Origin of the sequence: Thiocapsa sp. C2-2m, assembly GCF_041903745.1 — a bacterium.
Taxonomy (GTDB): domain Bacteria; phylum Pseudomonadota; class Gammaproteobacteria; order Chromatiales; family Chromatiaceae; genus Thiocapsa; species Thiocapsa roseilacustris.
Genome location: NZ_JBBWVD010000001.1, coordinates 58789 through 71334, shown reverse-complemented (window position 1 = coordinate 71334; position 12546 = coordinate 58789). Strand labels below are relative to the sequence as shown.

At 61.3% G+C, this 12546-nt stretch carries 7 protein-coding genes; 1 reads left to right on the top strand and 6 read right to left on the bottom strand.

Going from position 1 to position 12546, the window contains the following annotated elements; all coding sequences use genetic code 11:
• Positions 1 to 247 precede the first annotated feature (247 nt).
• Both AADX97_RS00300 and bet read right to left on the bottom strand, forming a co-directional pair.
• Positions 248 to 1264, bottom strand: a complete 1017-nt coding sequence (locus tag AADX97_RS00300) for a YqaJ viral recombinase family protein (RefSeq protein WP_374232904.1) — start codon at positions 1262 to 1264, stop codon at positions 248 to 250.
• A 105-nt stretch (positions 1265 to 1369) separates the two neighbouring features.
• The gene (gene bet / locus AADX97_RS00295; RefSeq protein ID WP_374232905.1) at positions 1370 to 2404 is read right to left on the bottom strand and encodes a phage recombination protein Bet; all 1035 of its coding nucleotides are present in this window, start codon (positions 2402 to 2404) and stop codon (positions 1370 to 1372) included.
• Between the two features lie 640 nt (positions 2405 to 3044).
• On the opposite strand from bet, the gene AADX97_RS00290 reads away from it, so the two are divergent.
• Entirely contained in the window at positions 3045 to 3665 is a 621-nt protein-coding gene (locus tag AADX97_RS00290) for a plasmid stabilization protein (protein ID WP_374232906.1), read from the top strand.
• Between the two features lie 182 nt (positions 3666 to 3847).
• On the opposite strand, the gene AADX97_RS00285 is transcribed toward AADX97_RS00290, so the two are convergent.
• From AADX97_RS00285 to AADX97_RS00270, 4 genes are all read right to left on the bottom strand, one after another.
• Positions 3848 to 4675: a DUF3530 family protein gene (locus AADX97_RS00285; protein ID WP_374232907.1), complete on the bottom strand. Its 828-nt coding sequence runs from the start codon at positions 4673 to 4675 to the stop codon at positions 3848 to 3850.
• Between the two features lie 617 nt (positions 4676 to 5292).
• Positions 5293 to 6570: a hypothetical protein gene (locus tag AADX97_RS00280; RefSeq protein WP_374232908.1), complete on the bottom strand. Its 1278-nt coding sequence runs from the start codon at positions 6568 to 6570 to the stop codon at positions 5293 to 5295.
• A 15-nt stretch (positions 6571 to 6585) separates the two neighbouring features.
• Positions 6586 to 9966, bottom strand: a complete 3381-nt coding sequence (locus AADX97_RS00275; protein ID WP_374232909.1) for a hypothetical protein — start codon at positions 9964 to 9966, stop codon at positions 6586 to 6588.
• A 515-nt stretch (positions 9967 to 10481) separates the two neighbouring features.
• Complete coding sequence (locus AADX97_RS00270) at positions 10482 to 11981, bottom strand: hypothetical protein (RefSeq protein ID WP_374232910.1); 1500 nt, start codon at positions 11979 to 11981, stop codon at positions 10482 to 10484.
• Positions 11982 to 12546 lie beyond the last annotated feature (565 nt).

The window sequence follows — 12546 nt, the reverse complement described above, 5'->3', positions numbered from 1 at the left end:
CGCAGGTCTCCCCGGGGGGCTTGGGTTGCAGAGGACTGGGGTTGGCTGTGTCGCCGAGAGTCGGCCCGTTCAGCTCGCGGAGTCGTCATGTCCGGCAGGGACATCACGTCATTCGGTTGTCCGATCGAGACCGCGGTTTTGTCGGTCGGGACGGGACAGCCGCCGGCCGGGGCCGGGGTGTCTTGGACTGCGGGATCGGATGGCGTACGCGAATCGCAGGCCCGTCCATGGGCCTGGATCCGCGTGGTCAGAAGTAGAAGCCGTGCTCCGTCTCCGCGGGATCCTGCATCGCGTCGAGCGCGGCCGCGTCGAACGCAACGCTTGCCGTGCCATCCTTCAGGGTCGTGATCTTGACCCGGTCGGACGGCGCGCGGCGATAGCGCTCCAGACGCAGCGGATCGACATCGGGCGCAACGTCCGCAAGGGCGGCCTTGTAGTCGATCGCTCCGGCTACGGCGTAGCGCAGGACCCGCAGCCCGGCGCTCTCGCCCATCGCGAAGTCGCCCAGCAAGGCGAACAGTTGCGACTCGATGCCGTCCAGACCCGACTTCAGGGTCTTGAGCGCGGCGTCGAGCTTGGCCTTCTCGGCGGCGAGCGTGCGGTACTCCCCGGACAGCCGGGTCCAGGTCTCGAGGTCCGTGCCGGACGGGGTGTAGAGATCCCGCTCGGGATCGCGTTCGGGCTCCTGCTTCTTCTCCACGCGCGCCCGAAACTCCAGGCAGCGCGGCACCAAGGTGTCCCGGATGAAGGTCTCGTCGCGCGGGATGCGAAAGTCGACCGCGATGCCCGGCGCCCGATGAAACACCAGCCAGCCTTCGGCGGCGTCGGCGACATGGATCTGACACTGGACCTGATGCCAATAGAGGCGGTAGGCCTCCGAGGCGACCCCGTGCTCGAGGACCTGCAGATAGGTGCTCTCGTGCGGCACCTTGAGCTCGACCGGGATTCCGTCATTGTCCAGACCGTCGAAGGACGCGCGGATGACGGGATGGGTGTCGGACTCGCCGCAGAGCGGCAGCAGCAAGGTGTCGTGGCGTTCCTCGAAGCCCCGACGGGCGGTGTCTTCGAGCGCGTTGCCGCGGCGTACGATCGGATTGCCGCTCAGGTCTTCGGGCAACAGCATCCCGATCTTCTCCGCCCACAGCCGCCACGGCGTCTTGTACGGCGAGACGCCGAGAACGGCCGCGGCATCGGAGGCCGAGACCCCGGCGTTACGCCAGGCGTGCCAGTCGGGGGTGCGTTGGGTGATGTCGATGACGTGCATGGGGTGCTCCGGAATAAAACGGGGCACCGTCCCCGAGGGGCAGCGCGTGCCCCGGGGGGTGGATGATCGGAATCGAATGACCGCCGTCCGTGGCGGTCATGGGAGCTAGGCGGCTTCGGCGACGGGCGCCTCGGCGGTCTTGGCTTTCCTCGTGACGACCGACAGCGCGGCCGCCTGCTCCAACTCGGCGAGGGCGTAGGCCAGATGCGCCCCGTTGAAGCGGGCGCGGGCATAGTCCTCGGCCTGACCCCAGGCGCCGACCTTACAGGCCCGCTCCACGAGCGTGGCGACCTGCTTGGCCACCTGCGCGTCGATGACGGCATCCCGCTGTGCGGGATCCGCCGGGGCGGTTTCGGAGACGGAGGTCTGGTCGACCGGACTCGGGGTGGCCGTGTCGCTCGGCTCCTTCGTGGTCGGTTGCGCGGTGACGATCTCGCCCTCGATCACGGCGGCGTCGACGGGGGCATGCCCTTCGATGGCCTTGCCTTCCATCTCCTCGGCGGTGTAGCCGGCTTCCTCGGGAAAGGCCGCCCGCAGGCTCGCCGCTTTGGCGCATTTGAGAAGCTGTCCCTTCGGACGCTTCTGCCACATCTCGTTCGGCACCTCCGCACGGCCCTGTCGGGCATAGGTCTCCTCCCAGAAGACCATCTCGGAGAAGGGGCAGCGCACCCCGTTGACCATTCGATAGACCGTCGTCTCGGCCCACTCGGGGAAGGTCACGGTGACGGCGACCTCGGTCCATTTGTCGTCGCGCTTGACCGTCCCGGTGAAGGTCTTGGTCAGCTCCGGTCCGAATCGCGGCGAGTCGAGCCCGGCCCACAGGCCGGTGCGCGCCGCCGTGATCTGGACCTCGGCGATGCCGGGCCAAACCGTTTCGACGTAACGTCCGAGCGCGGTCGACCACATGGAGACGACGTGCACCGGGCGTTTCATCACGTCCAGGCCGCGCGCCTGGCAATAGCGCACCGCGAGGATCACGCCCTCGGGTGTCTTGGCGTTGGGGAAGATCGAGTCGGCAAGCACCGCCCAGGTCCCGGCGTCCAGGCCGATCTCGGCGAGGACGCTCGGGGCGACCGGGAGGCGGCTGGGGACGAGCGAGCTGGTCAGGGCTGGGGTCGTGCTGCTGCGGCGCGTGGCCATGGTATGGTCTCCATCGGGTGGGTGAACCCGAGGAGACGCACCTCGCCCCCGGGGAGCGGCAGTCTCCCCGGGACGGGTGAGCCGGCAGGGCCGGCGGCTGGTTTCGGCTGTATTCGGGCAAACGCCCGGGGTCAGCGGCCCCGTCGGTCGGTCTCGTGCAGGGAGAACCGAACGGATGACGCGTGAATCGCCTGTCCGCTGCGGACCGTGCGGGTCACGGACGCGGTCGCAGCGCAGGGGACAGGGGAATCGATGGGGTTCGGACGAGGGCGTGCACACGCACGCAGCGACAGGGCGCGGCGTCGATCCTCGGGGTAAGGTCGGTGCGTTGCGGAACGTTCGACGAAGACGGGCGCGCGATCGACGTGGAGGACTGTCGACGACACCTGAAGGCAGGTTGCCTTCGCAGCGACCGCTTGCGATTGGGTGGAGGTGGTTTCGGCTGTTACGTCCGGGCGGACGTTTCGGCTCGCAGGGAGCCGCGGCCAGCTACCGCGCACCTATTCCAGCGCAGGCGAAGGGCGATTGCAAGGCTGCCGCCTGGTCGAAAAACAAGCGTTTCCGGGCTCTTTTCACCGGTGCGAACACGCTCGGGGTCGGAATAGGCTGGCGACCCCGAACAGCCGCAAAGAGCATCCCCATGCCCGCCCCGAGAGGTTACAGCCGCCCCGAATTCCACGTCCCCGTCACCCTGCAATCGGCACATGCCCACCGCGTCGTCGGCCGCAGCCTGATCCGTGTCGCGCGCGCCCTCTACGGGATCGACGTGGTGCTCCACGCGATCGGCGATGCCCGACAGATGGAAGAGGTCGAGGGCCTGGTCGACGGCTTGCTCGGCGCCTTCGCACAACGCTTGGACGAAGAGATCGCCCGCGTGGAGGTCTTGAAGAGCGCCAACGGCATCGCCGCCGTGCCGCGCTACACCAACCCGAGCCGGGTCACTTTCCGCATCTCCTCGCCCCAGCTCTCCCAATACGCCAATCTGATCCAGGCCCTCGACCGGCTCACCGTCGGCATCGACACACTCTGGCTCAGCGGCCTCCTCAGCAACCGCCAACGCGCCGATGCGGTCTACACCTGGCGCAACGAGCTCCTCTCAGTCGGTCGACGCATCGTCGAGATCGAAGCGCGTGCCCGCGATTTCGCGCGCCGCCAAGGCAAGGAGGAGGAGATCGCCGCCGGGGATGCCGCAGCAACTTCCGTGGTGGTGTTGGACGAGGAGGGCGAGTTGGAGGGAGACGAGGAGGAGTTTGCCACGTAATCAGCTTCCCCGACGCTCCGTAGATCCGGTCATGGCGATCACCGGCGTTCGCCTGTCGTCCTGTGCCTGCGGTTCGAGCCTCAGGCGGGCACGCCCCTTCACTCGGAGTCGGCGTCGTCGACGCGTCACCAAGCCCGCGTCGCCGTCGTTGCGCGGTCGCCCCGTGAGGCGGTCCCCAGCCATTACGGGGTCGGCACAGTCTGGTCCAGCCACTGAACGACGGTCTCGATCAAGGGCTCTTCATATCCCTCGAAGAAATGGTCCGCGCCGGGGATCTGCACCTGATGATAGCCGGGGTTCGCAGCGGCGGTCTCGGCGCGTTCCCGGGCCCCCGAGATGACCGCCGGCAGATCATTCTCGCCGAACAGGTCGAGCATCGGGATGGTGATCCTGCGCACCAATTCGACGTTGTCGCGACCGGCCTGAAGTCCGCTGCTGGACATGCCGATGGCCACATAAGCATCGACGTCGTCGGAACGGGCGGCGAGGGCGTCGTTGACCATGGTGGCGCCGAGACTGTGCGCGACGATGACGATGCGCTCGGCGCCATGTGCCTTCAGATAGGCGACGGCGGCAGCGAGGCGGGGGGCGCTTTCGGCGATGAGCGGCGCGTAATCGGCCCCGGTCGCCTCGTTCGCCAGGACCGGCATCTGAATGGCGAGGGTGCTCCATCCGTCCCGGGGTAAAGCGGTGCGCAGCGGATAGACCACCTGTGGCCAGTTGGGGTGAACGCCGATGCCGTGCACGATGATCGCACCCTGGCCCGCGTCCTCTTCGGCCTCGGTATAAAGCCCGAGAAAGGTCGCCTCGCCGGCCGTGAGATCGACGGCCTCGCCGTCCATCAGGCTGTCGACGATCTGCTCGCGCCAACGCAGCTCTTTGCCGAGATCCGAGCCGGTCGTTTGGATCGGCGCAGCGGCGGTGTCGGCATGGATCGGTCCGCTCGGACTGGCAACGACCAAGGCGAGCAAGATGGACAGGGTGGGCAGGGTGGTCGGTGTCTTCGTCATCGGTTGGCCTCCTGTGCTGTGCGGATCTCGGTGCGGCGGGGGCGCATCTACTCGACAAATCGCCCCGTGTAAGCTCGAGAGTCTCCTCGGATTCAGGCATATAGCCCTATTCGGTCGGAGTTGCTCTGTGCTCCGAACGATCACCATAGACCGAGACCGGGCTTGTCGCGAGTCCCGCTCTCTTCGATCCGGTCCCGCAGGAACGCGGTGCTCGAAGGGCTGCAGATCAGCGGCCGGCCAATATCCAAGGCGCACAGGCTCGGCCGTCGGGCGTCCCCACTGCTGCTCTCCGGGTCAGTGGGGCGAGCCAGCCCAGTGCCGCTTGGCCCCGCAACCGGTGAGTGCCGGAGAGACCACGAGTGACCGTTCGATCCTGGTAGCGGAAAGTCCCTCGCGCTTCAACCAGTGACAAGTCACGACCCTGAGCTGACACTCACTGTGCCGCACCGTCTGGCAACACAACAACGGAAACCGGTCATCGCGGACAAAAGGCTGTCGAGACGGGAACAACGCTCGCGATTTTGTGGTTTGCCGGGTTTCTCCGCAAATTGAAATATCCGGATCGCATTCGATCATGCTCCGGACCCGTGATGACGAAAGGGGCATACGCTGCGCAGTCAATCGCTTTCCTTTCCCCAGGGCCCGATCCCCTCAATGATTTTTCGTCCCAGGAACTGCTGGTCCAACTGCTTTTCCTGCTTGCCCATCACTGATTTCAGCTTGCCCTCGTTCAAACGGAAGTGCGCCAGCCGCCGTTGAGTGGTAGTGGCCGCGCGGTCCACCACTCCTTCTTTGAAGGCCATCCACTTGTACGCCCGTCGGTCGGCGGTTTCCAAGAAAAGCACCCAGGCAGCATAGGCATCGACGTCGGACGCTTCATGCCAGTAGACGTTCCACCAGTGTCGAGCGCAGGCTTCCTTGTGCCGCCAGTGTGCTGTCTCCCTCTGCCGGGAGGTCCGGAGGTCCTCCGCTTGGCCCTCGGGCCAAGCCCCAGAAACGGGCAGGTCGTTGCCCGTGGTAAATCCGGCGAGTTTGCCGGCGCGCTGCTCGCGCCAGACGACGCCGGAAGCCAAATCGGTGGCGATAACCTGATCGAGCCACGCCCACGCTCCGTTCGTGCTTGCTGCGATGGCGAGTTCAAGCAACCCCTGGTCAGTGTTCGTCCGGGTCAGGCTGAGCAGTTCCTCGCGAAGCACTTCGGGTACGCTTGATGAACGGAAGAGCATGTTGATCGTCTCGTCGACCCGCGCCTTTCCCAGATAGCGGGTCACCAGAGCCTTGCGGAGACCATTCCATAAGGTCTTAGCTTGGTCGGTTGACCAAGACAAGAGCGCGTCGCAGAGTGCCAGGTAGACACCTTCAGCGAGCCACACACGGCGCTTGAAGTCGGCGGTAACACTTTCTGCACCTTCCAGCCAACTCGTGATCGCTGCCGGCTCATACTTGATGATCGGTACGAAGTCCGATGCATCGACGTTATGAAGGTAGAGGCTCGCACCGGAAGTTAGGGCCGCATTGATGCGGCTCACGGCCGTGTCGACGGCCCGCTGACGGACTTCGTGCAGCTTCTCCGGGTCCATTGCCGCAAGTCGTAATGCGGCGAATGGATCATCTTCGCCCTCCTGCCGGATTGTGATTGAAAAACTGAACGGGTCGATCATGCGCTGTTCGCTGTTGACCGAAATGTCCGATCCGAGATCGGGGGCCTCCGCCACAGGAATACCCAGAATCGCACCGAAGAGCTCGGCCGCGAGATGCGCATCCGCCGCCGATCCGCCACGCACCACGACCGCCCTCAGCAGAAGCCACGGCGCGATCGATGAGATGCTCTGCTCGAAGGGGAGCCCGGACGTGCCGGCAATCAGCGCCAGAGAACCATAGTGGTTGCACCACATATCCTCGTCGGGTTGCTATTTCCAGCCTGCATCCGAGAGCGCCCGGCCGAAGCGTTGGGGATCGGTCGCGTTGAGCATCTTGAACACGGCGCCCCGGTACTTGAACCCTTCGACCCTCGCGAGGGAGGCCAACCATTGCCAAGCCTCTTGGTTCAGGTCGGTCGCGGATTCAGAGAGCAACCGAACCAAGTCGGAGATCTGCTTCATTGTCCCGGCAGCATAGTACCGAATGAGCGAATCGGCCTCCTCGCTCGACAGGGGCTTAAGGACATTGGCGAGATCCTCGAGAAGGTCTTTGAGGTCCGTATCAATGATGGCGATGATTTGATCCGGTGCAGCCAGATCTAGAATCTCGAGAACCAGCAGTCGAGTGGCGGCGAGTAACTCATTGTTCTCATCGTGCTCCAGGTGATTTACCCGAAGCACGCGCGCCGCCGCAGCGCACTCTTCGTTCACCAGCAGAAGCTGTTCGGGGGCATGTACCGCAGTTGCGTAGCGTTGCTCGGCCGGCCTCGACGCGAACCCTGCCATTTTCCTGCGCAGGAGATGGGCAAGCGCGTCCGGTGCGCATCGCGCAAGTACGGGTGCGAGAGCCCTGAATGCATGATTCTCGATGGTATACGACCGGCTATTGTCCAGCGCCGAAACGTCAAAGCCGGCCGCATGCTCCCGGATCTCCTTGCAGAAGTCGGCCGGCGGAAAGAAGTTCGGATCGGAAAAGAAGCGCTTTGTCCGGTCGATCCTCCGGTGCAATGCGATAGCCTTATCGCTCAGAACCTGTTCGGCGTGGCGTCGTTCCAGCATGAACCAGCTTTCCGCGGGGTTCGCCGCATAGTCACGCGCGTAAGACAAGACTTGGTCGAGTTGGGGGTTCAAGCGCGCGGCGGCCGCCTCGTCATCCTCATTCCCCGACAGCCACAATAGCAACGCAGCCATGCGGAGGGGTAGTTCGGGATGGATGCCGGCTTCGGGAGTCAGTGCGGCAATCTCGGCTGATCTCCTCCGCAGTGCGCCTGCCGTCGCATTGAAGTCGACGTCATTAAGCAAGCACATCCATTTGAGAGCGTCCCAATAATCTACGCGTCCACGGATCGCCATGACTAGCGCGGCAGCCTCAAAGACGGGCACTGCCATCGCCAGCGGGAAACCTTCAAGTAAGGATGGTATTGTCGCGGCTGCGGCGTCAGAGTGGCGCTCGACAAACACTAGACGTGCTTCTAGTACAGTACGCGCCCCATCTGCATCGGACCCGATTCGCGTCAGAAGACGGTTCGCGCGCGCCCTTTCCGAATCGACGTGCCTTCCATTCGGCGGGTCTACATCCCTCGACACGACGCGTAGCCAGCGGATCGCACGATCCACAATCTTGGTTAGGGTGTCCATGTCGGCGCGAGGTACCGAGCGTAGTGCGTTCACTGCCCAGAGCCTAGCGGACGTGCGCGTTCCGTCGCCATGCCGCCCGATCGTATCAAGCAGGGCGTCGCAGAGCGGTGCTGCGATGCGGACAAGCTCACTGCGGTGCTCGTCGGGGATGTTCTGCGAATGTAGCCATTCGAAGACAAAGCTGGAAATTATCGCAGACGGCGGCTCGGCATCCCGTTCGAGCAGAATCGAGACCGCCGCCCTAAGAATCTCGGCCTTTTCGTCCAAGCTCTGGATGGGATCGAGCCATTCCACAAGACGTCGCTCGACGGCAGCATGATCCTGAACCCTAACTTCATCGATATCGGTGAGCAGGGCAGCAGCCAGCGCGTGCGTCACGAGGGTGGGAGTGAACTCGATGCACGTCGCAGTTCTGCTTGTCGCAAACTGCGCATCGGCGATGTCGCTTAGACGTCGAAACGTGTCTGTAGGCGTCAGGTCAAGGCGGGCGACTGTTTGACCGAGTTCGCACAGATTGTAGTTCCGCGTACCATCTAAATATCGCCGCGCTACCTCCTGCAGCCAGTCGTGCCATGCCTCCTCGCTGAATGATTTGCCCGCGCGAACTCCCAGCGTGTCACGTCCGTATTCCCATAGAAGCCGATGCACAGTCACTTGGCCGGCATCCACCAGACGATCGCGAAAGCGGACCACCAGATTGAACAGACGCGGCGTCCGTGCCAGAGGGACGAGATCTTCATGCAGATCGTCTCTGCTCAAGCCTTCCGCCTTAAGGCGCTGGTCGAGTTCGCCGCCAGGGGCATCGTCGTAGGGATCGACGGCGATGACCTCGGGCGCTGTGATCAGGCCACGTAGCGACGACAACTTGTCCGTGAAGTGCAGGTGACGGGTCGTCAGGATGAGTCGGACTCGACACGAGAATACCGTGTCTTGAAAAATCCGAATGAGGCCATGCCAGTGCACAGACGGCTCCTGGTTCATGCCATCGAACAGGAAGGTAAGAACAGGCCCCTCGTCGAGGGGCCGTTGCAAAAGTCGATCGAAGCGCATCTGCCAATGCTTGGCGTCCCGCGCTTCGGTCAGCTCGTATAGGCGCTCACCGACAAAACGTTTGACGGCGGGAAGTGAGACACTCGCAATCTCAGCAACTGCACTGGATGGAACCACCAGGACGATAGGCATCTCTGCCTGCCGATCGGTCAGCCAATCCAGTGCCGCCCAAGTCTTGCCGACCCCTTCCCATCCAACCACCGCAGCCGGTGCATCGACCATCTCTCGACCGCTCCACCATGCGGAAAGGGCGGCGAAGGGCCGTTGCCGCCGGATGGTCCCGGGATGGTGGCCGCCCGCCGCGTCCTGACCGAGCGCCGCCATCGAGGTCGTTGGCGTGGTCCAGACTGTGGTCAGCCGTTCGAGCGACAAGGCGCGCAGGCGTTCAAAACCGAGATTCCAGCTCTCGAGATCGCGTCTCAGCGATGAGAGGGCGTCCTCCCCCTCCGACGCCAAGCTTTGGGCGAGGTCTCCTGCCTCCTTCGAAACCATCGTCTTGATGACATGGGGAGCGGAAGTGCAGAGCGCAGCGAGAGCTGGAAACCCGTCCGATTTCCAGTCGATGACTGCGATGGGAAGACCGAGTGCGTCACTTTTCCATAGCAGATCTTGCTCAAGTTGTTCCGGTACGGATCGGGTGGCTGTAAGAAACCATGCCTCAATAGCGGGATCATTCTTCACGGCGTGGTCGATTTCGCCGAGTAACTCGCGGGCGCTGAGGCTGGTTGTGTCGCCGTAACGTTTGGTCTCGATACGGAATCGCCGCCCTTGACGACCGCTTGGTCCTGCGTCCCCTCCATGTTGGAAGCCAGACTTGGCAACGGCGATCGTCACTCCCAGTAGCTCGCTGAGCAACGCCGCCGTCAGTTTCTCAAACGCTCCGGATGTTAGATCCTCTTGCAAGATTGCTTTCTGTCTGCTGAGGAGGTTCTCAGTCGTTTCGGATAGCAAGTGGGTGGTCATGTAGTAGTCGCAGGTGTTCGCTTTGCATCAAAGGCGCGCCAACAACATCAGAACGCCCGGAACCATCTCCCGAAAATTCCGTAAGAAATGGATTCTATGAACCTCTCGACGAGCATTGAGGATCCAGCATAGAGCGATAATCAATGATTCGAAATTCTGAGAAACATTACTGTGGAAAGTACACGTAACTCATGAAAGCGGCGGCTGCAGGCTGAGCAGGCCACTGCAGACGCCGACCTACGAAGCGCTAGCGTTTGCAATGGCAGAGTCCTTCCTGATCGCCCCCAGAGTTGGGTGACAGGTAATGGGGCGGAGCGCCTATTCCACGATCCAGGTCGGGCTACTGAACTACGCGAGGCGGACTCTGGGTACCTCGCTCACACTGACTGCTCAAGAGCCAATACCGGCCGTCGAGCTATCCATGTGGTCGATCAAATCAAATAAACTCAAATTGCTCTCTCTCCTGCAGACACCTCCCGTTCCGAGATCCTTGCTGATGTGACAGGAATCACAATCTACATCCAGATCGCCTGACTGACGACTGATCGAAAGCGGTCCAAGAAAGTAGGGCCGACTCCTTCTAGCGAAAGAAGGTCGTCATCGGACGCTTCCGCTAACTCGCCTATCGTGCGAATACCAGCGTTTTGAAGGACGTCAAGTTTGCGCTCCGTTAACCCATACGGGTACGCAGGACTCTTACGCAGGAGGCTTACCGGTAGTTGAAGGATCTCCAGATTGTTGTTAGGGTCAGGCTCCGGGATCGGTATGTTTGCGAATTGCTCTCCTCGTTCGTGGAGTTCTATTGTCTGGCTGCTTCTCGTCAACCAATTTTCAAAAAGTTTAGCGGTAAGGCGTGAGCCAGCAGTCTGCTCTAGTAGATTGCAGAGATTCACTGCGAACCTAGGGCCACGCCCCCCCGATTTCAGTGCACGAGAAGCTTCTCGTCGCGTCAGAAAACCAGCGTACTCTAGTATTTCAAATGGTTTTGCATATTTTGCAACCAGTTTTCTGTGTACAATCACGGATTGGGCTTCAGTGGATGCGCACGCTTGAAAAAGAGTATCTGCGATTTCATGCGCCGCCTCTACGGCTGGCGCGTAGCGGCCAAGCTTAGGTCGCACTTCCTCAAGCAGCGGCCAATAGTAAGTAGCTGCCAGTCTAAGCAAAGACTGCCCAACTGCGGTATAGCCAATCTTTGCGTCTTGTTCTAGATGGTCCAATAGATCATTAACTGCAAAAACAAACCCACGCACATTGCCAAGAACGGTGGAGCCCACAAATGCCGCAAGTTCATGCAAAGAAAAGCCCGTAACACGTTGGCCGGTAAGTATCGGATAACGTGAAGTTAGTATATCGAGGAAAAGCTGTGAGAAACCAGCTTGCTCCGGCGATCTGAGAACATCGATCAGGCTGGCGTCGTTGTAGACGTCGAATCTGGTGCCAAATTCCGTGACACCGGGATAAATCGCTGCTTTGCAGCTAATGGAATCACTGGAAAGAGTACGGAATATGTCAAAGAAAACGCCCAATGACGTTTCGCGTCCAATGTGGGCAGCATCGTCAAATAGCAGAACAACGCGTCGATCCGCGCGCTTGGATAACTCCGATAGATTCGCTTTGAGCTGCGCTAGATCTTGAGAATCCGAGAACTCGAAAGGAGTGTCAGCCAGAGAGTGTTGGATTCGACCGCTGACCCATTGACAGAAAAGCCTTTCATAGGCGTCGCCAGTCGCCTTGAGCAAGGGCACATACCTTAGGCTCACATACAACCCGAGAATATCCGAATCGGGGCTGTGCGGAGCCATTTGCCGAGAGGCCGCGATCATAAAAGCGCTCTTCCCGGTGCCGCGCCCCCCCTGAAGCAAGACGGGCCCGTGCGCACGCAGTTTTCGGATCGTTCGTTGATCATGATCCGAGAACTTATGGATTGCATCAAAAAGCTCCGGGCGGCACTCTTCGGCAGCTAGGACAAGGGAGCGTTCTTCCGTCAACTGGTGATTTGTAGTGTCGGTCAAAGCCCGAGTTCCTCGTAGATCTTCACTGCGCGAATGTGGGTGATGGGAAATGCGGCGTGCTCGCTAAAATTGATAATAAGCCCCATCGTTGCGCTTAGCCACAGGGTTTCATTTGCAAGCTCGGCTAACGTTGCATCGTCGTAGTATGAGGAAAGTGAAAGTACGAACTCGTGGTGGATTCCCTTTGAAGCGCGGGAGTAGAGTCTACTTGCGGTACCCCTTAGACGCGGGACTATTCTTGCAGGCTCCATGTTAACGAGATCTTGGAGTGACTGACTTGCACCAGAATAACCGGCGAGGTGGTCTAAGAGTACGGCAAAAGCGGGTTGCCAGAGAATTACATCCTGATGATCACTAAGTAGTGCCCGATCAAAGTTATCCGGCTTCTTTTCTCTATCCCAAAGCTTAGCGCCTCCGGGATCTTTGGCTAGTACGTCCCCTGACCACTGAATTGCGGACGCGACCTTACGAGATGGGTCGTAGGTGCCTTGTGATTGAATCTTTGCTAGAGCTAAGACTCTGAACGGATCCCATCGCGCGATGATGCTGGTACATGCAACTTCTA